The organism is Aureimonas ureilytica DSM 18598 = NBRC 106430 (assembly GCF_000382705.1).
GTDB classification, from domain to species: Bacteria; Pseudomonadota; Alphaproteobacteria; order Rhizobiales; family Rhizobiaceae; genus Aureimonas; species Aureimonas ureilytica.
Map to the genome: position 1 here is coordinate 341,860 of NZ_ARQE01000002.1, position 23,036 is coordinate 364,895.

The 23,036-nt window shown below is 68.2% G+C and carries 20 protein-coding genes; 9 read left to right on the forward strand and 11 right to left on the reverse strand.

Annotation, left to right across the window (positions count from 1 at the left end; all coding sequences use genetic code 11):
- Positions 1-80 precede the first annotated feature (80 nt).
- Genes B146_RS0105395 through B146_RS25105 form a run of 3 tightly spaced genes read left to right on the forward strand, consistent with a single transcriptional unit; the run spans position 81 to position 3,008 of the window.
- Positions 81-668: a hypothetical protein gene (locus B146_RS0105395; protein WP_019995396.1), complete on the forward strand. Its 588-nt coding sequence runs from the start codon at positions 81-83 to the stop codon at positions 666-668.
- Between the two features lie 56 nt (positions 669-724).
- On the forward strand, positions 725-1,063 hold the full coding sequence (locus B146_RS0105400; RefSeq protein ID WP_019995397.1) for a DUF6634 family protein: 339 nt from the start codon (positions 725-727) through the stop codon (positions 1,061-1,063).
- Entirely contained in the window at positions 1,056-3,008 is a 1,953-nt protein-coding gene (locus B146_RS25105) for an AAA family ATPase (protein ID WP_019995398.1), read from the forward strand. Before B146_RS0105400 ends, B146_RS25105 begins: the two co-directional genes overlap by 8 nt.
- A 72-nt stretch (positions 3,009-3,080) precedes the next feature.
- Here the strand turns inward: B146_RS25105 and B146_RS25110 are convergent, their stop codons facing one another.
- The 6 genes from B146_RS25110 to B146_RS0105435 form a co-directional block, all read right to left on the reverse strand.
- Complete coding sequence (locus B146_RS25110; RefSeq protein ID WP_019995399.1) at positions 3,081-5,681, reverse strand: DEAD/DEAH box helicase; 2,601 nt, start codon at positions 5,679-5,681, stop codon at positions 3,081-3,083.
- Positions 5,678-6,760 (reverse strand): HamA C-terminal domain-containing protein, encoded by a 1,083-nt coding sequence (locus B146_RS25115; RefSeq protein WP_019995400.1) that lies wholly within the window; start codon positions 6,758-6,760, stop codon positions 5,678-5,680. The genes B146_RS25110 and B146_RS25115 overlap by 4 nt, the downstream gene beginning before the upstream one ends.
- Positions 6,761-7,183: 423 nt before the next feature.
- Positions 7,184-8,389: a hypothetical protein gene (locus tag B146_RS0105420; RefSeq protein WP_202814980.1), complete on the reverse strand. Its 1,206-nt coding sequence runs from the start codon at positions 8,387-8,389 to the stop codon at positions 7,184-7,186.
- A gap of 49 nt (positions 8,390-8,438) precedes the next feature.
- Complete coding sequence (locus tag B146_RS0105425; RefSeq protein WP_019995402.1) at positions 8,439-11,708, reverse strand: error-prone DNA polymerase; 3,270 nt, start codon at positions 11,706-11,708, stop codon at positions 8,439-8,441.
- 63 nt (positions 11,709-11,771) lie between these two features.
- Positions 11,772-13,292, reverse strand: a complete 1,521-nt coding sequence (locus B146_RS0105430; protein ID WP_026358352.1) for a Y-family DNA polymerase — start codon at positions 13,290-13,292, stop codon at positions 11,772-11,774.
- On the reverse strand, positions 13,207-13,968 hold the full coding sequence (locus B146_RS0105435) for an ImuA family protein (RefSeq protein WP_019995404.1): 762 nt from the start codon (positions 13,966-13,968) through the stop codon (positions 13,207-13,209). The genes B146_RS0105430 and B146_RS0105435 overlap by 86 nt, the downstream gene beginning before the upstream one ends.
- Positions 13,969-14,345: 377 nt before the next feature.
- Here B146_RS0105435 and B146_RS0105440 point away from each other — a divergent pair, with 377 nt between their 5' ends.
- The 5 genes from B146_RS0105440 (at position 14,346) to B146_RS0105455 (ending at position 17,705) form a co-directional block, all read left to right on the forward strand.
- The gene (locus B146_RS0105440; protein WP_019995405.1) at positions 14,346-15,434 is read left to right on the forward strand and encodes a catalase family protein; all 1,089 of its coding nucleotides are present in this window, start codon (positions 14,346-14,348) and stop codon (positions 15,432-15,434) included.
- Between the two features lie 76 nt (positions 15,435-15,510).
- Complete coding sequence (locus tag B146_RS0105445; protein ID WP_019995406.1) at positions 15,511-16,272, forward strand: ZIP family metal transporter; 762 nt, start codon at positions 15,511-15,513, stop codon at positions 16,270-16,272.
- Between the two features lie 103 nt (positions 16,273-16,375).
- Positions 16,376-16,903 (forward strand): mechanosensitive ion channel family protein, encoded by a 528-nt coding sequence (locus B146_RS30230; RefSeq protein ID WP_019995407.1) that lies wholly within the window; start codon positions 16,376-16,378, stop codon positions 16,901-16,903.
- A gap of 132 nt (positions 16,904-17,035) precedes the next feature.
- Positions 17,036-17,407 carry a hypothetical protein gene (locus B146_RS30235; RefSeq protein WP_409359844.1) on the forward strand — a complete coding sequence of 124 codons (372 nt, stop codon included), beginning with the start codon at positions 17,036-17,038 and terminating at the stop codon, positions 17,405-17,407.
- Between the two features lie 46 nt (positions 17,408-17,453).
- Positions 17,454-17,705: a hypothetical protein gene (locus tag B146_RS0105455; protein ID WP_019995409.1), complete on the forward strand. Its 252-nt coding sequence runs from the start codon at positions 17,454-17,456 to the stop codon at positions 17,703-17,705.
- A 79-nt stretch (positions 17,706-17,784) separates the two neighbouring features.
- On the opposite strand, the gene B146_RS0105460 is transcribed toward B146_RS0105455, so the two are convergent.
- The 4 genes from B146_RS0105460 to B146_RS0105475 all read right to left on the reverse strand — a co-directional run bounded on the left by B146_RS0105460 (position 17,785) and on the right by B146_RS0105475 (position 21,349).
- Complete coding sequence (locus B146_RS0105460; protein ID WP_019995410.1) at positions 17,785-18,306, reverse strand: methylated-DNA--[protein]-cysteine S-methyltransferase; 522 nt, start codon at positions 18,304-18,306, stop codon at positions 17,785-17,787.
- Between the two features lie 17 nt (positions 18,307-18,323).
- The gene (locus tag B146_RS0105465; RefSeq protein ID WP_019995411.1) at positions 18,324-19,277 is read right to left on the reverse strand and encodes a DMT family transporter; all 954 of its coding nucleotides are present in this window, start codon (positions 19,275-19,277) and stop codon (positions 18,324-18,326) included.
- 52 nt (positions 19,278-19,329) lie between these two features.
- Positions 19,330-20,076, reverse strand: coding sequence for a sulfite exporter TauE/SafE family protein (locus tag B146_RS0105470; RefSeq protein WP_019995412.1), 747 nt, complete (start codon positions 20,074-20,076; stop codon positions 19,330-19,332).
- A 67-nt stretch (positions 20,077-20,143) separates the two neighbouring features.
- Positions 20,144-21,349, reverse strand: a complete 1,206-nt coding sequence (locus B146_RS0105475) for an MFS transporter (protein WP_019995413.1) — start codon at positions 21,347-21,349, stop codon at positions 20,144-20,146.
- A gap of 125 nt (positions 21,350-21,474) precedes the next feature.
- Here B146_RS0105475 and B146_RS0105480 point away from each other — a divergent pair, with 125 nt between their 5' ends.
- On the forward strand, positions 21,475-22,266 hold the full coding sequence (locus B146_RS0105480; protein WP_040408309.1) for an AraC family transcriptional regulator: 792 nt from the start codon (positions 21,475-21,477) through the stop codon (positions 22,264-22,266).
- Here B146_RS0105480 and B146_RS0105485 read toward each other — a convergent pair.
- Positions 22,196-23,020 (reverse strand): IclR family transcriptional regulator, encoded by an 825-nt coding sequence (locus B146_RS0105485; RefSeq protein ID WP_155897379.1) that lies wholly within the window; start codon positions 23,018-23,020, stop codon positions 22,196-22,198. The genes B146_RS0105480 and B146_RS0105485 overlap by 71 nt on opposite strands.
- Positions 23,021-23,036 lie beyond the last annotated feature (16 nt).

The following is a 23,036-nucleotide window of genomic DNA, read 5'->3' on the forward strand; positions in this document are numbered from 1 at the left end:
ACCTCCCCATACGCTGACCGCGAACCCCTCGGTTTGATTTGCGGACGCGCGCCAGGCGCCGTCCCGTCGGAGGCGTACGCATGGCGTCGATCACCGCATTCCCGCTTGCCTTCCAGCCCGACGGTTCCGCCGCATCGTGCGGCTATCGCCCGCTACGCTGTGTCGGCGAACCCCTACTGCCGACCCGGCTCGCATGCGACGTCGCGCGGCTCCTCGACGTCGATCCCGAGGTCGACCGCTGGCTCTGCCATGGCGCCGCCCCGTCGGACGGCGGTCCCTCGGCGGTCGTCATCGAGGTGCATCGCGGCGCCGAGCGGGAGCGGCTTCGCCCCGTCGAGGACCCGCCACCTGGCAGCGTCCCGGCCGCAGCGGTTCCCGGCGTCCCCAGCCGGGCGATCTCTAGGGCCGATCTCGACCCGGTCCGCCTCGAGAACGCCCGCCTGATCCTTCCCTACGCACGGTGGCGCGTGACGTTGGACGACCGGGTCCGGCTGCTCGCCGCTCTCGACGACGAGGGATCGGTAACGCTCGCCGACTGCCTCGGACTCCTGCGCCACACGGCCCGCCCCGTTGCGGCCGTCGCCTCGCTGGCGCTCGCGCGCGTCGTCGACCTCGATCTCGACGAGCCGCTCGGCTCCCGCACTCGCGTCATAAGGCGCCCGGACTGACCGTCCCCACCCGTCAGTTCCACGCCGCCGCTGCGGCCGTTGCGGAAGTCAAGCAAATGCCCATCATCCTCGCCGGGGGCGCGCCCTGCGTCGGCGAACTCGACGCCGAGATCGCCCGCCTGACCGAACTCGTCCGCGACCTCACCCGCATCCGCGACGGCGTCGCACCCACTGCTCCGGAGCTGGACGCTGCGCCCGTTCTCTCGGACTGGCGGGCCGCCACCCGCCTCGTAGACTGCCTTGTGGGGCGTCCCTCGGGACATCCCCACCTGTCCGGCGAACGGGACGCCGTGACCTCCCCGCTCTGGCTGCTCGACGAGGACCGGGGTTACGCGCGTAGCGAAAGCCGCTTCTGGCGCCTCGGCGTTCCCGCGGGAGTGCGACTCGATGGATGACCGCCTCGACCTCGCTCGATTGGTCGCGCCCACGGCCGCGCGCACGACCCCCGCCGTCCGCATTGCCGACGAACTGCTGCGCGCGACCCTCGCGGCGGACGGCGCGTCCCGAATCTTGGAAGGGCATTCCGGCCTCGTTGTCGTCCACGGCGTGACGCCCGCCGACGCTTCGACCTTCCAGGTAGCCGCCGAGGAACTCATTGGAGGGACGCCCGACAAGCCGTTCGCGCTCGACCTCGTCGTCCGGGGCTGGACGGATCCGGATCGGCTGCGCCCGAACCATCTCGAGGGCGTCCTGCTCGAAGCGTGCACGAGGCGGCGGGGCATCATCGTCCTCACCCGCCTGCGGTCGCGCATCCCGGCCGTCCTCTCGACGGTCGCCGACGCCGTGCTGCCGCTGGCGGGACGCCATGCCCTCGTGAAGGACCTCATCGTAGAGATTGCGGGCTTCGTTCCCGACGACGCGCTGGTCCGGCGGATCCGCGGCCTGCCATTGCCGTACTGCAACCTCCTCATCCGGCCGGGCACGACGCGCGAGCGCATGTGGACGACGGCCGGACGCCTGCGCCGTCACGTGGACGATGACGAGGCTCCTGGGGAAAGGGCGCGCTCCCGACGCGGCGATGCGAGCCGTTCGCAGGCGACGGCTGCCACGTCGGCTCCGAAGAGCGTCCGTCCCGAGCGTCTGGAGGATCTCCCGGGCATGGGCGAGGCCGGACGCTGGGGCCTTTCGCTCGCGGCGGACCTCGCCGACTATCGTGCCGGGAGCCTGCCCTGGGACGACGTCGAGAGCGGGGCCGTCGTTCACGGCCCGCCGGGAACGGGCAAGACGCTGTTCGCCACTGCCGTCGCCGGGTCCTGCGGCCTGCCGCTCCTGCCGCACTCCTTCGCGGCCTGGCAGGCGCGCGGCCACCTCGGCGATCTCTTGAAGGCGATGCGCGCAGCGTTCGACGAGGCCCGCAGGAAGGCGCCGTGCCTCCTGTTCGTCGACGAACTCGACTCCGTCGGCAGCCGGGACGCGTTCCTCGGCGAGCACGCGTCCTACCAGCGGCAAGTCATCAACGGGTTCCTCGAATGCCTCGACGGGACGGTCGGGCGGGAGGGCGTCGTGGTGATCGGCGCGACCAACGCGGTCGACGCGATCGACGACGCGATCCTGCGGCCGGGGCGTCTCGGACGGCTGATCGAGGTCCGCCTACCCGACCTAGACGGGCGCACCGGGATCCTGCGCCATCACCTGCGCACGGACCTGCCGGACGTCGACCTCTCGAAGATCGCGGACGAGATCGGCGAGGTGACGGGTGCCTCGCTCGGCCAAGCCGTTCGCGAGGCGCGTGCCCTCGCCCGCCGGGAACGGCGCGCCTTGGTGGAGGACGACCTGTGGAACGCGTTGCCCAAGGGTGTCCTCCTGTCGGACGATGCCTTCAGACGGCTCTGCATCCACGAGGCGGGGCACGTCGTCGTCGGCATCGAGCTTGCGGCCGTTTCGGGCTTGGTGCCCAGCGGTGTCTCGGTGCGGCGCCGTGTGCGGGACGGGCACGAGCATCGGACCGATTTCCGCACCGTCGAGGGTCTCGACCTGACCTGGGAGCGCATGACGGCCCAGGTCACCGTGCTGCTTGGCGGCCTCGCGGCCGAGGAGGTGGTGCTCGGCTCGCGTGGCAGCGGTTCGGGAGGCACCGCGGCGGCGGATCTGGTCAAGGCGACCCGCATGATCCAGGCCGCCGAGTGCTCTTTGGGGCTTGGCTCGAGGCTGGCGTCGGTGCCGCTCGACACCTTGGCGAGCCGCATGCCGGAGATCGAAGATGCACGGCTTCGTCGCCGCGTCGAGAGCGTGCTCGCGGGTTGCCTTACGGACGCGAGGACGATCATCGAGCGGCGGCGGCCGGAGCTCGAGGGGCTAGCGACGAAGCTCGCCGAAACCCAGCACGTGCGGTTGCGATGAACCCGCGACGGGATGCGGACCACAATCCAGGTCCGATGCCCTAACGCTGGGCCCCGTTGCCGTGTCAGCCCACTACCGGACGAGCTTCAGGCGCCGAAGCTCGTCGACGATCACCGTGCCGAGACGCAACGTGTTGATGTCCTCGATCTCCGCCAGCCATCGGCGCGCAGCTTCGGGCGTCAGGTTGCTGTCGGGGTAGATGGGTTGGAGCGCCGCTGCCGAGATCCGCGACAGACCGAGTTCCATGAACGACCAGCCGGACTTCGTCGCGATGCCGAGTTCCAGCGCCAGCGGGAAGTCGTAGATGTCGCGGATCGCGCCTTCCTGCCCGGTATCCCGCAGGACGAGGGCGAGTATCTCGACGTAGGCCTTGCCGAGCTGGACGAAGCGGAAGCGGACCTGATCCTCGATGAGGTCGAACTCCCTGCGGATGACGTCGTCCACGACGATCTCGCCCGGATCCCTGACCCTGCTGGCAGGGTTCTCTTCCCGCGTGATCCTGTTGGTCTCGATCCTCCGCGCGTCGGAACGTCTCTGGCGCTCGACCGCCTTCGCGAGGAGGACGGGATAGGGCAGCCCGCGCATCCAATCGAGCGCTACACCGGAAACCAAGCCCGCGAAGCCCACACTGCCGCGGTTCACCTCGCGGTGGATCCTGCCGAAGATGGAGCTGTACGCGGTCGAGGCCCCCTTGCCCAAGGGGTTGACTGGCATCAGCTTGCGCGTTTTCCCCTCCGCCACCTTCTCCAGCATGTTGTCGTAGAGCCGACGCAGTCCGAACGGGTCGACCGTCCAGTTGGTCGCCAGCAGGGACGCCGGGAGGTCGATGCGCTCGCTGGCGGCGAGGCTCGCCTCGGCCAAGCGGTTCCGCAGCCCCTCGTCGAGGGTGCCGAGAGTGCGTTCGACGTAGCTCTCGACCTCCTTGCTCGATGCCTTCGAGATCAGAAGCCCAGCCGCCGCCCTGACCCTCGGTGCGTCGTCGTCCTGGGGTGATTCCGTCGGCATGGCGCCGCTGAGCGCGTCGAGGAGGCGGTCCGGCATGTCGGACGCAGTCCTCAGAAATGCCGACTGGACCTCGTAACCGACGAACGCGTCGAGCGGCTTCTCCGGCCACTCGTCGTAGTCGACGAGGAACACGTTGCCGACGATGTCCGCGGACATGCGCCCGGCGCGTCCTGCGAAGTTCCAGAGCGCCGCAGGGGCGAGCGGCTTCCTGATACCCCTCGTGGGCGTATCGATGAAGACGTTGCGCGCCGGAAGGTTGATGCCCTCGAACAGGGTGGTGGTGCAGGTCAGGAACTTGACGTGGCCGTCGCGGAAGGCTCCCTCGAGGGTCTCGCGCAGGAGGGTCGGCATCTTGCCGTAATGGAACGCGACGCCCTTCCGGATCATCCCCGCCAAGGAGTAGTCGGGATGGATGTGTGCCTTCACGAAGTCGGAGATGGCGGCAAGCGCCGCGTCACCGTCCGGGTCCCGGCCGTGGGCCAGTTGGCGGGCTGTCTCCTCAGCGTCCGTCGGACCCGTCGCGTAGACGAGGGATCCGCCTGACGAGCCGAGTTCCAGAGCCGCCGCGGCCAAGCGGCTGCCCGGCACGTCGAATCCCCGCGCGCTGCGGAAGATGCCGAGGCGGCGCGGCCCCTCCGCCGTCAGGAGGTCCAGCTCGAGCGCATTGCCGACCTCCGCCTTCCTCAACTGGATCCTGTTCTGGAGGACGGAGGGCAGCTCGGATCTGGCCACCGTCAGTCCGGGCGCGCCGATGGTCGCGCCGACCGTCTCGAAGCCGCGCGCGCCCGGCGCCAGGAGAACCAGCCGCGTCGAACCGCTTCGAGCCACGGCCTGCTCGATGCTGTCCTGGAGGATCATCCCCCTGGAGCCGTCCGACAGGTTCTGCGCCTCGTCGACGACGACGAGGTCGAAGGCGATGGAAGTGGCGGCAAGCAGGACCTGGAGACGCTCCTGCGTCAGCACGAACACCTGGCGGTCAGGGGCGGACCCGTCCAACGTGGGAACGGTCGTGACCCTGACGCCCCCGGCCTCGCCGAGTCGCCGCTGGATCTTGGCGCCCACCTCCGACAAGAGCGCGCGCGTCGGCGCGACATAGACTGCGCAGTAGGTCGCCGCCCGCTCGACCTGCCTGCAAAGATGCTCGATGACGAGGAATGACTTTCCCGCCGATGTCGGCGCCGAGATGGCGATCGCATGCGCCTCCGGCAGTTCGTCCCATGTATCCTTCTGGAAGTCGGTCAGGGGCAGCCACTGGTCGCCCACGCGGACGTTGTTCAGTTCGCGGAACAACGTCCGGCGCAGGGCGTCGAGGAACGAGGACCCGATCGCCGGACCGTCCGCGGCGACGCGGTCCAGCGCGGGAAAGTTGCCCAGTTCGGCCAGGATGCGGCGGCCACGCTCGTACGCCACCTCGTTGCCCCGCGCGACGATGAGCGAGTTCAGGGCGATCGATTGGGCCATGCGCCTGTAGTCGAGGTCCTCGGTCTGCACAAAGACGCCCGCACAGTAGAGAAGCTTCTGGAGTTCCTCGTCCGACGGCGGCGCCGACGCGGTTTCGATCTCCGCCTCGATGGAGCGGGCGGCGCCCGAGCTCTCGAGGCGTCGGAAGATGTCCGAAAACGCCTCGTGGCCCGTCATGCGCGCCGAAAGGTCCAGGGCAAAGCTCATGTCGGATCGCCTCCAGCGTCGTCGTCGCCCATGTCGATGTCGTCGCCGTCCAACGGCAGGTCGCGCTCGACCACGCCCATCGCGGCGTAGAACGCCCTTCGGAGCGCCCTCACGTCCGGCACCGCGACGAACAGGACGATCGCCTTGGCGGGGTCCGCCCCATGCTCCAGCAACTGTCTCCTCGCGGCAAGCCTGAGTGCAGCGTGATCCGCGGCGTACCGTTCGGAGAAGTCGCGCTCGTGAGCGTCGGGGGGCTGGTCGTCGCGGACGGGCAACCGCGTCCCGAAATGGCGTGCCTCCGAATGGCAGACGACCCCGACGAAGCGCTCCCTGCGCTGGGGCGCATTGCCGCCCATGACGTCGAAATGATCGAGGGCGCGCTGCCTGTCCTCGCCCTCGAGCGCGTCGAGGTTCCCGAGGTCGGCGACGATCTCGTACTCCCGGAGGTACTGGCGTCGGTCACCTAGGAACTCGGCCGCCGACTGCGCGTAGGATGCCATGCCCCGCCGCCCGTTGCCCGAGAGCTTGGACTCCAGGAAGTAGACCGTCAGCGCCCCGTGCTCGAAGACCGCGTGGATTCCATCCAGCCCGTGAACGGGCATGTTGCCCGCAGTCTTCAACGACATCTTGCTCGCCACCTGGGCGGCGGCAAGGTGCTCCTGCACCAGGCAATAAGCGAGAACCTCCCCCAACTCGCTCGCCCGCGCCGGGTGCCGGACGTTGAACTCGATGAAGAGGTCCCTGACCGCCCGGTAGCAGCGCGCCACCGCCGTCATGTCACCGCCTGCGATCTCGCGACGGAATTTCTCCTGCTTGCGCCTCGGCAGCGCATAGAACATGCATTCCGCCCAAAGGAGGTCGGCGAGATCTTCGACCCTCGGCCTGTCCTCGCTGAAGCGGACATGCAGCAGCCCCGTGCGCGGCCCCTCCCATGCGTCGTCGTGAACTGCACGGACGCAGCTTTTCACCACCCCGTCGATCCTCGAAGGGTTCAGCAACGTCGCGAGCGCCCGGGCGAACGCCTCCGGCTCCGCCTCGCCGCGATCCGTACCGTCAACCGTCGTGTCAGTGTCCGGCACGGGGTGCGGACCTCATGTTCTCGGGCTGACGGTGCCGAGGTTGGAACGTCGATTCGGTCGGCTGCATGGATTCGGCTCGCATGGGGTTGGCCGACTAGAGCCGATGGCCGGAGAGAAGGCAACCCGAGAGCGAACGGCCACAACCGCATGAAAGGATTCACCGCCTCGACCCCGGTCGACAGCCCCGACGCGACATCAGTCCCATGCCACCCGACGTGAACTCAGCGAGCAAGCTCGCCCGTACGGTTGAACGAGAACAAACCTCCTTCCAATCGGGCACTCCTCAATGCCCGGACCGGATCCGACCGCAGGCCCGAGCTTGGGACCGCCGCCGGATGCCCCGCGGTGCGAAGCGCACGAGAGCTCGTGTCGTCGTGCGTCTTTGACGGGAGGCATGACCCGATGGCGGGACAGGCGTTCGGCTTAACCGTTTCTGGGATCGTTCGCCGCGAAGAGTTCCACCAGCGCCTCGTAGGCCCGATCTCCGAACTCCGTTGCAACTCGGCGATGACCCGGGCCCGCAAACACGTTCGACATCGACATGTAGGGAAGAAACCCCGACTTCATGGTGTCGACGGGCCTGCCGTTCTCGAGCGCCGTCTCCGTCACCGACTCGAACAGACCTGCGGGTACGGGATGGAGGGCGTTGGGATTGTGTATCAGCATGGCCTCCTGCCCCCACGTTTCTTCCGGCGCCCCCGGGTCTCCCACAATGTATGCAAAGGGCAAGGGCTGATGGGCGTTGGGATCGGGATCGTTCATGGTTCCGAAGCGGAGCACCGTCATGTGCTCGTCGGGGTAAGGTCCGGCCAAGGCGACACGCGTGAATTTCGGTACCGTCCCGGCATTCGTCCACAGCACGGCCGACACGTGTTCCGTTCCCGGCAGGTTGAAGAAGCCAGACGGAATCTCCTTGTCGCCGCTGACGTGGCGGGCGACCTGCTGCTGGTCGATGACGAGCTTGCCGCTACCGTCCCAACTCGGCGACTGCCTGATCCCGTACAGGTAGAAGGCGGTTGCGGCGCCGCCGAAGCCAAGCGAACCGTGCTCGTGAAACGATTCCACCGCGATCACGAACGGCTGCCCGGTGACATGGGGCAATTCCCAGTAGGCTTTCGGATCCCTCTTCCTGTTGATCCGGTGCAGGAGCTTGTTCCGCAACGCACCGCCTATTCGCACCGGGATGTCGTTCTCGGATCGATCCTTGATGTCTTGGATACTCAGGTCCTTGTCGTTCGTCGGCTCGTAGGGAACGAGCCTGCTGCCGCCCGTGTCGGTGCGGTTCGCGGTCGTGCATTCAATGTGGATCCGAATACCGTCCTTCTCGACACTGAAATCCGGATGGGGAGCGTCGCCGACCAGCGCGAAACCTTCGGAATGGAGAAGCTCGCTGACGTAGAGCTCGAATGTCCTGTTGTCGAAGCCCGTGGTCTGGAACTGTTCCACGAAGTTGCCGTCGCGATCGGGGAAGCGGGCGAAAGCCTCGTTCATCATCGCCCGGGTCGATCGGTTGCGCGGCGAATCCGCGAGGAACTTGTATGATGGATGCATCAGCTTTTTCGGCGGGAGCCGCCCAAACAAGCCTCTCGTCGGTTTGCCGCTTGGTGTAGCTTGCTTCATCGCCGCCATTGATCCCTTTCATTCAGTTGGATCGGCCTCCGCCGAAGGTGCTGCCGCCCTAACGGAAGTCTCGCGTCTTGATCCGGATCTCATCGACAACGTGGCCGTAAGGATCCGCCATTACCTTGGCGGGCGGCATCCGTGGTGGCGTCGTTGCCGATTGGCTCGCCGCATCTGCAACGCCGTCATCTACCCGACCACGGCGCCCAACGCTTGCGAACTCCGGGCTGAGGTCCGTCAGCGCGTGAGCCACCAGATGCACGACCTCCCCTTCCCGCTGGATCCGTCCGCGCACACCCATCATCCCGGCGCCGAGCACAGTCCGGCGGTTCGCCTCGAACACCTTCGTCCACACCACGAGGTTGGCGACGTCCGTCTCGTCCTCGATCGTGATGAACATGACGCCCTTGGCGGACCCCGGCCGTTGGCGCACGAGGACGAGTCCGGCGACCTCCACCCAGCGACGGTCCCGCGACGACATGGCCTCGGCGCAGGTGATGACGCGCCGCCGGGCGAGTTCGGCCCGGAGGAACGCGACGGGGTGCTGGCGGAGCGTCAGGCCGACGTGGCCGTAGTCCTCGACGACCTCTCCGCCTTCCGGCATCGCCCGCAGCCGAACGACGGGCTCGACCTGCTCGGACACGGTCGCCGCCTCCCGTTCGGCCGCCGCGGCGAACAACGGGAGCGGCTCGTCGCGCAACGACTTGATCGCCCACAGCGCGTCCCTGCGGGACAGGCCGATCGACGGACGGAAGGCGTCGGCCTCGGCAAGCTCGGTCAATGCTGAGTGCGGGACCCTCGCCCGCCGCCACAGGTCGTCGACGGACGCGAACGGCACGTCCCCGCGCGCCGCGACAAGCCGCGCCGCGTCCGCGTTGCTTAAGCCCCGCACCATCCGCAACCCGAGCCGAACGGCGAACCGCCCGTCGTCGGCATCGGAAAACTCTTCCGCTCCGCTCGGTTCCAGCGTGCAGTCCCAGCGGCTGGCGTTAACGCACACGGGCCGCAACGCGACGCCGTGCTCCTGCGCGTCCCGCACGATCTGCGCCGGGGCGTAGAAGCCCATCGGCTGGGCGTTCAGCAGCGCCGCGCAGAACACGTCAGGGTGCCAGCACTTCAGCCAGGACGAGGCGTAGGCGATCAAGGCGAAGCTCGCGGCATGGCTCTCCGGGAAGCCATAGGACCCGAAGCCTTCGAGCTGGCGGAACGTGCGCTCGGCGAACTCTTGGCTGTAGCCGTTCGCGACCATCCCCTCGACGAGCTTGTCGCGGAAGTGGGAGACGCCGCCCGTGAACTTGAACGTCGCCATGGCGCGGCGGAGCTGGTCCGCTTCGCCGGGCGTGAATCCTGCGCATTCGATCGCGACGCGCATCGCCTGCTCCTGGAACAGTGGCACGCCGAGCGTCTTGCCAAGGACGCGCTCGAGCTCTGGCTTCGGGAAGACGACCTTCTCCTTGCCCTCGCGGCGCCGCAGGTAGGGGTGGACCATGTCACCCTGGATCGGCCCAGGGCGGACGATCGCCACCTCGATGACGAGGTCGTAGAACGTCCTCGGCTTCATCCGCGGCAGCATCGCCATCTGGGCGCGGGACTCGATCTGGAACGTCCCCAGCGTGTCGGCCCGCCGGATCATCGCATAGGTCCTTGGATCCTCGGCCGGGATGGATGCGAGGTCGAGGTCGATGCCCTTGTGCTCGCGAAGAAGGTCCAGTCCCCGACGCATGGCCGACAGCATGCCGAGCGCGAGGACGTCGACCTTCATGAACTTCAGCGCGTCGATGTCGTCCTTGTCCCACTCGATCACCTGGCGGTCGACCATGGCGGCCGGCTCGATGGGAACGAGTTCGTCGAGCCGGTCGCGGGTGAGGACGAAGCCGCCAGGGTGCTGCGACAGATGCCGTGGAAAGCCGACGAGTTGTCCCGCGAGCTCGAGCGCGAGCCGAAGGCGCCGGTCGTCGAGGTTCAGGTTGATCGACGCCGCGTGCTTCTCGTCGATGTCCTCCGACCAGCCCCACACCTGGGACGACAGCGTCTTCGTCAGATCCTCGGGTAGGCCGAGCGCCTTTCCGACGTCGCGTAGCGCGCCTTTCGCCCGGTAGCGGATGACGGTCGAACACAAGGCGGCCCTGTCACGCCCGTAGGTCTCGTAGACCCACTGGATGACCTCCTCGCGCCGTTCATGCTCGAAGTCGACGTCGATGTCCGGCGGCTCGCGGCGCTCCTCCGAGACGAAGCGCTCGAACAGGAGGTCGTTGCGCGAAGGGTCGATCGAGGTGACGCCAAGGACGTAACAGACGGCGGAGTTCGCGGCCGAGCCGCGGCCTTGGCAGAGGATGCCCTTCGACCGGGCGAAGCGGACGATGGAGTTCACCGTCAGGAAGTACGGGGCGTAGTCGAGACGCTCGATCAGCCGGAGCTCGTGCTCGAGGTTGCGCCGGACGCTGTTCGGCAGGCCTTCGGGGTAGCGCTCGGCCGCCCCCTCCCATGTCAGCTTCGCCAGCGCCTCCTGCGGCGTCAGGTTGGGGAACTGGCGCTCTTCCGGGTATTGGTAGGCGAGCTCGGACAGGGAGAAGCGGCAACGGCCGGCGATCTCGACCGTGCGGGCGAGCGCCTCCGGATACCGGGCGAACAGGCGGTGCATCTCTTCCGGCGGCTTGAGATAGCGGTCGGCATGCCGCTCGCGGCGGAAGCCCGCGTTGTCGATGGTGACGTTGTGCCGGATGCACGTGACGACGTCCTGCAAGATCCGTCGGTCGGGCTCATGGAACAGGACGTCGTTCGTCACCACCGTCGGCACGAGCGCCGCCAAGGCCGCCGTCGCGATGTCATGCAGCCGAAGCTGGTCGTTCGGGCGGCGGCGCAAAGTGAGCGCGACGTAGGCTCGATTGCCGAACGCCTCCCGCAGGCGACGGAGCTGGCGGCAGAGGTCCTCGTCGGCCTCATCGGGAACGAGGATCGCAACCATGCCCTCCCCGTGCGCGACGAGGTCGTCCCAATGCAGCACGCACCGCCCCTTCCCGCCCCGCGACTTGCCGAGCGACAGGAGGCGGCAGAGCCGGGCGTAGGCCGGACGGTCCATCGGGTAGACGAGAACGGGGAGTGCGTCGACGAGGTCGAGGCGACAGCCGACGATGGCGCGGACGCCCGTCGTCTTGGCCGCCTCGTGCGCTCGTACGATCCCGGCGACCGAATTCCGGTCGACGACGGCCAGCGCCTCCATGCCCATAAGCGCTGCGGTGGCGAAGAGCTCCTCGGAGGACGACGCCCCACGCAGGAAGGAGAAGTGCGAGGTGACCTGGAGCTCGACGTAGCGATGTCCCTTAGCCATGGGGACGCTCAGGCATCGACCGTCCCTGTCGCTTCGGATGGCATGCCCTCTCCGCCCCCGCCGTCATCCGAAAACACCATGCAGGAACCAGCGGTGGGATCCCGTCGCGGGATGTTCGCCGTCACCGGCGCGGAAGATCCAGTACCGCTCGCCCGCGTCGTCCTCCACTCGGAAGTAGTCCCTAACCTCGGCCGCCTCCGCTTCCCGCTTCCACCACTCACCGAACACGCGCTCCGGTCCGTCGGCGCGGCGGACGCGGCGCCGCTGGCCGCGCCACGAGAACCAGACGGGTGGGTTGTCGGGAAGGAGCGCCATCGTCTCGACGGGCTCGGGTCTGACCAACAACCTCGATGGGCGCGGCCAGTGGTCGTCCCAGGACGCACCGTCGTCGACGCTCATCGGCTCGACACGCGTGACGGAGCGCTCCGGGACGTCGCTGGCCACAGGAGCGAAGCGGTACAGGCGCCGCTCGCCGATGCGGTTCGCCAGGAGGTCGACCAAGCCCGAGACGTCCGGCTCAGGCTCCTCAACCAGTGACGAGACGACCTGACTGGCGCCCAGAGGTTCGGCATGGGTCGCCGCAAGCGTCATGACCTCGATCCCGAAGCCAGGGTCCACCTTCTCGATCCGGTCGCAAAGGAGACGCGTCAGGCGACGCGCGTCGCGCTCCGCCTTGGCCGTGCCGATGCGAATGGCTTCCCAGCGGTTGTCGACCCGCCCGAACAGAAGGTCGAGGCGGCGGGCGCCAAGGCCACGTAGCTCAAGTTCGGCGACGAGCTGGACGATCAGCTTGCCGACGTACCGCTTGATGGTCTCCGGTGCGCCAATCGGCTCGCCGAACACGCGTCGCACCTCGACGAGGTCCGGCGACCGGACGGGCTCGATCGGCTCGGGCACATTACCGAACGCTTGGTCCAGCCGCCGGATGAACTGCGGACCGAAGCGCTGGACGAGCGGGGCCCTGGGCTGCGCGGCAAGGTCGCCGACCGTCGCGAAGCCGAGGACATGGAGGTCATGGCGCATGCGCTCAGGCAGCCGCAAGGCGGCCAGCGGCAGGCGCGACAGGGCGTGGTCCGTCCGCCCCGGTTCCACGAGGACCATGGCGGCTCCCGCATGCCGGGCGGCAGCATGGGCGGCACCCCAGGTGTCGGCAATGGCGACACGCGCTTCCAACCCCGACGAGGCGAAGCGGTCGACGATCGTGCGGAGCATCGCCTCCTCCCCGCCGTGCAGGTGATCGGCGCCGGTCGTGTCGACGACAAGCCCGTCCGGCGGGTCGGCGGCGACCACGGGCGAGAACCGGAGGGCCCAGACGGCCAGACGATCGAGCGCGTCCGCGTCCCCGACCGGGTCGGCGTCCAAAATGGCGAGGCCGGGAACCAGGGCCTGGGCCTTCGTTGCGGGCATGCCGACATGGAGGCCGGCGCTTTCGGCCAGTTCATCCGCCGCCACGACGACGCGGCGGCTCCCGTCCCGCCCGATGAGCACGAGCGGCACGTCAGCCGGTGGCGCGCTTCCGGGCGACTTGCGGCGCAGCCGATCGGTCGGCCACCGAGGCAGGAAAAGCGAGACGACCCTTGCCATCACAGGCCTCCACTTCGAAGTCGGCACATTCCCCGGCGCGGGACCGGAGGAGTTCGAGAAGCCAACGCGCGCGGCCGACGCCCGGGACAGGCAACGGCCGCGACGGCAAGACGGAGACGCGCCAGCGGGTCACGCACGCGGTGGGCTGGCCAAAGTCTGCGGCCTCTGCCTGACGCCGCCATCGGCGGACAGCGAGAGCGAGCGCGCCAGATCCCTCGGCGGCGAGCTGGAGCCGCCGGGACGCCGTCATGGACAGCTTGGCGACTTCGGCGACGACAGCGCCGAGTCCGCCGTGCCGGAGGCCGTCCTCGAAGCAGGCCAGAAGGGTCTTCTCGTCACCCGCCTCGACGAAGATGACCCGCCCGGGAGCCAAGCCCGCCTGAGCGATGGCGGGAGCGAACAGGTCCTGGCGTGTCACGCACCACAGGACCTTGCCTTTGGTCCTGGCGGCAACTCCGGCGGTGAAGAGCGCGGCGGCGGCTCCGTCGACGGCTCCGTTCCCACCACCCGCGACCTCATGCAGGGCGCCGAGCACAAGTCCGCCGCCCGGCAGGCGGCCGTCGATCTCGGGCAGGCCGAACGGCAGCGCCTTGCGTACCCGCGCGTCCCGTCCCTCGAGGCGCTGGACGCGCTCGCGAAGGTCGTCGATGATGGATCTGTCGGGTGCGCGCTGCATGGGCGGGATACGGAACGGATTCCTACGGGCGACTCGGTGACGGGATATGTTCTTGTTCTGTTCCGAGGCTAGTCGCCGAGTCAACGCAGACCGATCGCTCGTCCACGGGTGGGATGTTGCCTGTGGATATCTCCTTTCACCGGGGGTCCTGCCCGGGCGTAATTGCCACCGCTCGCCAACTTCAACCCGAGCGCTGTGCCACGGGTGGCCTGACAGCGAGCGGCGACGGGGAAGTGGTCACCTGAGAGCTTCCGCCGCTTATCGTATCGACGCGAATGCTCATTGCCCGCCTAACTTTGGAACTCCTCCATTGCGGCTTTGCTTGTCGCTACGACATGCCGCTCGACGCGAGGCGGTGAAGCTCCGGAGACGACAAGATGACCCGTCCGCCCCTGCCCTACAGCCCCGACGTCGAGCAGCCGCGCGAGGGCGAACAGAAGACGATCGACGGCATCATCCAGGGCATGACGCAGCAGTCGCAGACCGTGGAGCAGCGCGAGCACCACGCCGTGCGCGCCAGCCACGCCAAGTCGACGGCCCTTGCCGTCGGAACGCTGGAGATCCCCGAAGGCCTGCCCCCCGAACTGGCGCAAGGCCTGTTCGCCCGACCCGGCATCCATCCCGTCGCGGTGCGCTTCGCGCAGGGGCCCGGTGAGCGTCTGGGCGACCGAGTGTCCACCCATCGCGGCATGTCGATCAAGGTCTTCGACGTGCCCGGCGAGAAGCTGCCGGGCCACGCCACGGACACGCAGGACTTCGTGCTCGCCAGCGGCACGACCTTTCCGTCCGGAACGGCAGAGGGCTTCCTGCGGGACGGCACGGTGATCGGCAAGTCGGCCGGACTGCCGGAAGGCGCCAAGAGCGCGGTGTCCTCGCTCGCGCGCAACTTCAACCGGGCGCTCCACACACTCGGCACCGAGAGCCCGAAGGCCGACTTCTTCGGCCACCCGTTCTCCCACCCGCTGGCCGAGCCCTACTACAGCCAGGCCCCGATGCGCTTCGGCGCCTATGTCGCTAAGCTAGGCGCCTTCCCGACCTCGCAAGGTCAGGACGCGCTTAGGGATTGGCAGCTCGACCCCAAGGCGGACGAGGACGGCTTCCGCCATGCCACCGTCGCGCACTTCCACGCCAACGAGGTCGTGTTCGAACTGAAGGCCCAGCTCTGGCGCGATGCGAAGTCCCAGCCGATCGAGGACGCCTCGGTCGAATGGCCGGAGGACGAGAGCCCCTATGTTACCGTCGCCAAGATCCGCCTGCCCGCGCAGGACGCCTATGGTCCCGCTCGTCAGCGGTATTTTGACGAGGTAATGACGTTCCGGCCGGCCCACTGCCTCGCCGCCCACCGGCCGCTCGGCTCGGTGATGCGGGCCCGTCTCCAAGTCTACAAGGCGCTGTCGGAGTTCCGTCACGGCGAGAACGGCATCCCCGAGCAGGACCCGGCGACGATCGACGCCATCCCCGCCTGAACGCCCGGACACGAAGGTTGCGGGTGCCGAACGGGCATTCGCGCCTACCTGACACCACGCAGCCTAGGTCCCCTTCATGCCACTCTTCATCCAGGCCGGCCTCTGGGGCTTGCTCGGCGGTTCGGCGCTGATCCTCGGCGCCCTTGTTGCCTACACCCTGTCCCTGCCCCAGCGCCTGATCGCCGCCGTCATGGCCATCGGGTCGGGCGTCCTGATCTCGGCCGTCGCCTTCGAGCTGATGGACGAGGCCTATCGCCAGGGTGGGTTCGATTCCTCCGCCACCGGGTTCATCGGCGGCGCGGTGATCTACACGATCGCCAACGTCGTCATCAGCCGCCGCGGGGCCCGGCACCGAAAGCGGTCGGGCTCGAACCCCGGCGAGAGCCAGCAGAACAGCTCGGAAGGGTCGGGCCTCGCGATCGCGGTCGGCGCCTTGCTCGACGGCATCCCGGAGTCCGTCGTCATCGGCGCCAGCCTCCTCGGCGGCAACTCGGTGAGCCTCGTCACGGTGGCGGCGGTCTTCCTGTCCAACGTGCCCGAAGGCCTGTCGAGCGCCGCCGGCATGCGTAAGGCCGGCCGCTCCGCCACCTACATCTTCGCCATCTGGGGCGGCATCGCCGTCGCTTCGGGCCTTGCCGCCCTCGTCGGCAATCTCGCGCTCGCCGGTGCCGACCCGGACACACTGGCGCTGACCAACGCCGTCGCGGCCGGCGCGATCCTCGCCATGATCGTCGACACGATGATCCCCGAAGCCTTTGAGGACACGCACGAGTATGCCGGGCTGATCACGGTGCTCGGCTTCCTGGCGGCCTTCGCCCTGTCGAAGCTCGGCGGCTAGAAGACGGCTGCGGTCTCCGGGTGTCGAGTTCACCGATGCACGAGCGATCTGTCCCCCTTCACATGGCGCCCCGCACCATGCTTCCCTTCAAGACGAGCCCCGCATGACCCCAGCCTTCGCCCAAACGGCACCCGCGGCCGTCGATCCGGGTACCGCCGCCGACGCCATCGCCGCGAACGCTCCCGACACCGTCGAGCAGGCCGTGCGCGTCGACCCCGCCTTCGTCCTGTCGAAGATCGAGACCTGGGTCGTCGGCTTCCAGCAACTCCTGCCCAACATCGTCGTGGCGCTGGTGGTGTTCGCGATCGCCTTCGGCATCGGCTGGGGTATCGAACGCTCGTTCCGGGCCTGGGCGGACAAGCACGCGCGGGCGAACCTCGGCGCCGTGCTCGGCTCGTTCCTCAAGTTGCTGGTGCTCCTGTTCGGCACGCTTCTCGCGCTCACCATTGTCATCCCGTCCCTCAACCCGGGCGACCTCCTCGCCGGCCTCGGCATCGGGTCGGTCGCGATCGGCTTTGCCTTCAAGGACATCCTCCAGAACTGGCTGGCGGGGCTCCTGATCCTGATACAGCGCCCGTTCGAGGTCGGCGACCAGATCATCGTCGATGGGTTCGAAGGCACTGTCGAGTGAATCGAGACGCGGGCGACGATCATCATTCTGTTAGACGGGCGCCGGGTCATCATCCCGAACGCCAGCGTCTATTCGAGCTCCGTCACCGTCAACACAGCGCGCCCCCTGCGGCGCTCGCAGTACGACATCGGGATCGGCTACGGTGACGGCATTGCCGAAGCCCGCGCCGCTATCCTAAAGGCGATCGCCAAGGTCGAGGCCATCGTCTCGGACCCGGCGCCCGAGGTGATCGTGTTCGACCTTGCCGCCTCCAGCGTGAACCTCCGGGTCCGCTGGTGGACGCCGTCCAAGGGGTTCAACCTCGTGAAAGTGCAGGGCGAGGTGCTGGAGGGGGTGAAGACTGCGCTCGACGCGAAGGGCATCGACATCCCCTATGCCACGCAGGTCATGCTGTTCCACGACCAGACGGAGGATGCCGACGGTCACCGGGATGCCCAGCGTGAAGGGTGGCCGCCGCGTAGAAAACGACCGGAGCGCTCGGACAACGGACAGGGCGCGAACTAGGTCCCGAACTAGGCTAGGTTGCGGACCTCGAAACCAGCCGCCGGAGATGCTCGTGCCCGAGAAGACGCTGTTCATCGTTCAGCAGTTCGAACGGAGCGGCAAACGTCTCGTATCCGGGCGGCAGATGGAGTTCAAGACGGCCGCCGAAGCGCAGGGTCGGGCCGAGCGCGACGCCGCCCGCACGGCCGGCGTCGTCGCGCTCCAGCAGACGATCGACACGGACACGGGCGAAGTCGTCGAGGATCCCGTGGTGCTCGCCCGCTACGGTGAACTACCTGCGGAGTTCAATCAGGACTAGCGCCGGCTTTCGACCCATCATCGCCGTTGAGTGTTTTCGGCATTCTGCCCGAAAGCGGCCGTAGAGGATGATCGCCGCCTCAGCCGAACAGCGTCGGACGCCCAGCCTCGTGGTCGAGGAGCCATTGCTTGCGCGACAGGCCGCTCCCGTACCCCGTCAAGGACGCGTTTGCGCCGACGACGCGATGACAGGGAACGGCGATGTTGATCGGGTTCAGGCTGTTCGCGGACCCGACCGCACGAAAGGCGGTCGGGCGACCGATGCGCCGTGCGAGCTCGCCATAGGTGATGGTCGTCCCTACCGGGATCCGGAGCAGTTCATTCCAGACCGTGCACTGGAACGGCGTCCCGTTCATGCGCACAGGAAGCGACACGAGGGCACCGACCTCGCCCGCGAAGTAGGCCTCGAATGCGCGGTGGGCTGCGGACCTGCCTGTCCGTTCGCGAAGCGTGACGGGGCCGTACTGGAGCGCGAGGAGGCGGTGCATGCGATCCTCGTAGTCGATCCAGTCCGCTATGCGGAGGCGGTCGTCGGCATTAGTGAGGAGGACCAAGTGCCCGATCGGCGTCTGCTGGCGCTCAATGAAGAACGTTTCGACCATCCGAGTGCCCTTTCCATTCAGGTCTGCTGACGCGCCTGCAAGCGATCCCGCCCGGACGGCAGCGTGATGGCAACGACCCCGACCACAATCAGGACCATGCCGACGACCGCCGACGCCGTGAAGATCTCGCCAAGGACCAGCACGCCGGACGCGACCGCGATCCCGGCGCGCAGGTAGCCGCCGCTGGTCGTGCCGAGTGGCCCGAGCGTATGGATCAGGCGGAAGTAGATCATCATGGCAACCGCGGTGCACAGGGTCCCGAGCACCAGGACCGAGGCCGTTGCCTCCCATGTCGGGGCAAGCGTCCAGGGCCTGTCCACCAGAAGCGCCGGCGGCACCATCAGCAGGGACGCGGCGATCATCGCCCCGGCGGCCACGACGACAGGAGGAAGCCCGACGAACCGTTGCCCCCACATGGGCGCCAAGGCGTAGCAGAAGCTGGCCGCGAGGATGGCGGCCTGCGCCAACGGAGCAGCAGTCTCGAGGCTGCGAAGGGATCCGATCCCGATCGTCGCGACGACGCCGCCGAGGCCCAGCGCCACGCCCGCGATCTTCCGCCGGGTGATCCGGGCCCGGCCGTGTCCGGTCGCGAGGGCGATGAGGACCACGATCATCGGCGTCGTCGCGTTGAGGACCCCGGCGAGGCCGCTGTCGATGTGCTGCTCGCCCCAGCCGATGAACGTGAACGGCAGGGCACTCTGGAGCAGCCCCTGCACGAAGAAGGCGCCCCAGACCGCCGGATCTCGTGGCAGGGAGAGGCCACGGCACCGCATGAAGGCGATCAGGAGAACGGATGCCAGCACCACCCGCAAGGCGGTGATGGTCAGGGGCGGGAGGCTGCCGAGCGCCACCTTGATGAGCGCGAACGAGTTTCCCCACAGGAGCGACAGGACGACGAGCAGACCGACCTCGAGGTAGAGGTTCGGCTGTACGCTCCCCGTCGGGGGAGATGCACGGTCGCGGGTCAACATGGGTCTTCCCAGTCCGCAGCGCAGAACCAAAGCCTGCCGATCTTGGTGCGGGTCACAAGAGCGGCCGCAGGAGCATCTCGCTCCCGAGGAGCAGCAGCCAGACCAGGAACATGCGCCGGAACACGCGCGGGCTGATGCGCGTCAGCAGCCGCTGCCCGAGCCACATCCCTGCCAGCGCGGGAGCGATGGCAAAGGCGGAGGTCAGGAGGTTCGCGGCCGGGAAAGCGCCGTGGAACGCCAGGGCCAGCCCGAGGGCCACGGTCGACGCCGTGAACGACAGTCCCAGCGCCTGGATGAGGTCGTCGCGGTCCATGCCCAGTGCCTGGAGGTAGGGAGCGACCGGGACGACGCTGATCCCCGTCGCCCCGCCGATGAGCCCTGTCAGCAGGCCCATGGTCGGCGACAGGACGGGCTGCCAGCGTGCCGGCACGGACATCGGCCGGGCGAGTAACATGTAGACGGCATAGCCGACGAGGACCGTTCCGAGTGCCGCTGTCGTCGCCTGCGAGTTCCCCGACGTGAGGAAGAACGATCCGGCGAACGTGCCGAGGAAGGTCGCCGCCGTCATCGGCCACAGGCGTGCGAGGATCGCCCGCTTCCCGCTCCCCGACGCGAACTGCCAGACGTTCGTCACGAGCGTCGGGGCGATCAGCAGGCTCGCCGCGACCACCGGGGACAGCAGGCCGCCGAGGATGCCCATGGCCACCGTCGGCAGGCCCATGCCAGTAACGCCCTTGACGAGGCCGGCCGCAACGAAGGTCGCGACGACGATCAGGACGAGCGAGTTCGAGTGTTCCATGTCCGTGGCGGGCGCTTCCGTCGACGTGGGGTGGTTCGGGGCGGTCGGCGTGTGGCAGGGGCACCGCTCAGGCCGCCTTCAGCTCCCGCGTGCTCGGCAGGAAGGCCGCGAGAACGCCGATGATCGGCAGGAACGCGCAGACCCGGAACACGAAGGCGATGCTGGTGTGGTCGGCAAGGATGCCGAGGAGCGCGGCACCGATGCCCCCGATGCCGAAGATGAACCCGAAGAACAGGCCCGACACCATGCCGACCCGTCCCGGCATCAGTTCCTGACCGTAGACCACGATGGCCGGGAAGGCCGACGACATGACGAAGCCGATCACCACCGACAGGACGGCCGTCAGCGTCAGCCCGGCGTAGGGGAGCAGCAGGGTGAACGGGAGGACGCCGAGGATGGACACCCAGATGACGACCTTGCGTCCCAGCCTGTCGCCGATCGGTCCGCCCGCCACGGTTCCCGCCGCGACGGCCGCGAAGAAGACGAACTGGTAGACCTGCGCCGTCTGGGTCGACAGGCCGAACCGCTCCATCATGAAGAAGATGTAGTAGCTCGTGAACGACGCGAGGTAGATGTATTTGGAGAACAGGAGCGCGATGAGGATCGTCATTGCCTTCGACACCTGTCCGCGGGACAGGTTGGGATGCCGGGCCGGTGCTGTGCTGGACGGCTTCTTCGCGTGGCCGTTCCGTTCGTACCACCGACCGAGCGCCGTCAGGATCGCGATGCCCGTGAGAGCCGCCAGGGCGAACCAGGCCAAGCCCGTCTGTCCCCGGGGCAGGACGATGAAGGCGGCGGCGAGCGGCCCGAGGGCGGAGCCGAAATTGCCGCCGACCTGGAAGACGGACTGAGCCAGGCCGTGGCGTCCGCCGGATGCCAATCGCGCGATGCGCGACGACTCTGGATGGAAGATGGCCGAGCCGAGGCCCAGCAGGATGCCGCCGACGAGGAGCACGGTGAAGTTCGGCGCATAGGCCAGCGTCAGAAGCCCGGCGAGCGACGAGGCCATGCCGACGGGGAGCGAGTACGGCAGGGGGTGGCGATCGGTGTAGAGGCCGATGAACGGCTGAAACAGCGAAGCGGTGATCTGGTAGACGAAGGTCAGCAGGCCGACCTGGGCGAACGACAGGCCGAACTCGTCCTGGAAGATCGGGTAGGTCGCCGGAAGAAGCGCCTGCATCAGGTCGTTCAGGAGGTGGCAGAGGCTGGCCGCCCCGAGGACGGAGACGACCGTCGTGCTCGGTGCCGGGTTGATCGTCGCGGTCTGACTCATCGCCCCGAGCCTCCGTATCCTGTGCTTGGACGCGCGGAGTTGCGCATCCGGAAGTCCACGGGATAGAAGAACCAAAGTTGGCCCGCCACTCGACGTGGGCCTCCGGGCTTCGCGAGTGGGCCAGAATGCGCGAGATCCACATCAACACCGTCGACGACACCCAGCGCGCGATCGTGGCCATCGCCAAGCGATACCCGTCCGCGCACTACATCGAGCCGCACGAGCACCGACGCGGGCAGCTCATGACGGCCAGCGAGGGCGTCATCCTGCTCACGACGCCGGAGGGCGCATGGCTGATGCCGCCGGAACGGGGCATGTGGATTCCACCCGGCACCGTCCACAACGTCCGCATGATCGGGGCCGTGGAGATGCAAAGCCTCTACATCGAGGCGGATGCCGTCCCCGACATGCCCTCGACGTGTCAGGTCGTCGGCCTGTCGACGTTCATGCGGACCCTGATGGCCGAGGCGCTCGACTGCCCCCTGGAGTACGACCTCGGAGGTCGCGACGGGGCGTTGATGAGTCTGATCCTCCACGAGGTGGCGTGCATGCCGGCGCTGCCGCTGTCCCTGCCGTACCCGTCGCATGAAGCCTTGGCGGCCCGCTGCCAGGCCTTCATCTCAAAGCCGTCGATCAGCGAGACAATCGACGACTGGTGCGCTGGGCTCGCCATGAGCCGCCGTACCTTCACCCGCCTGTTCCGGGCGCAGACGGGTCTCAGCTTCGCCGCATGGCGGCAGCAGGCATGCCTGATGTCCGCGATGACGAAGCTCGTCGCCGGAGCGTCGGTGACGTCCGTGGCGGGCGAACTGGGTTACGACAACCCGGCCGCCTTCACGACCATGTTCAGGCGGGCGTTCGGGGCGCCTCCGTTGGCCTACCTCCGCGTCCGAGCGTCGGCCCGCCGGGCGGCGTGAGCTCAGGCCCCTGCCGGGGTCCGATCCTGCGGCGTGCGACCAGTTCACCGATCGTTCTCGCCGCATGCCTGGCGGCGTCGCTCACCCGGTCGAGGTTGGCGACGAGGCGCCCGGTCGGGCCGGCCAGCTTGATCGCCGCGAACGGCGCTCCCGTGGCGTCGGGGACGGCGACGGCAACACATGCCACGCCGTCGATCTCGCGCGAGTTCTGGAGGACGTAGCCGTCCTCGCGAGCCTCGGTCACGCCCGCTTCGAGGGCATCGGCCTCGGTCTCGGTCAGCCGGGCGGACGCAACGTACTCGGCGACCGCGGCGGGGGTGCCGGCCGCCAGGATCGCAATGCCGCAGGCATCTTCGTGGAACCGCGGCGTTGCCCCGATGACCGGATCGTAGAGGATCTGTTGCCTGGGCAGGCGCTTGCAGAGGAAGCGGACGTTGTGTCCGTCGGCGACGGCGAGAATGCCTGTCTCCCCCGCGGCGAGCACGGCCTCGTCAAGGATGGGAGTTGCCAGCGCACCGAAGGCTTCATGCCTGCCCGTACAGAGGGATTGCTCCCCCGGCAGGTGGAGTAGGCCGTAACGGCCGTCCCCATGCCTCTCAACGTAGCCACGGTCGACGAGAACCCGGAGCATCAGGAGCGCGCTCGACTTCGGCATGCACATGGCCGCAGCGACATCGGACAGGGTTGCTGCCTCGGAAGCCACCCCGAACCACTCGAGCATGTCCAACACGCGATCGACGCCACGTCCGCTCACCTCGGCTCCTCAACGT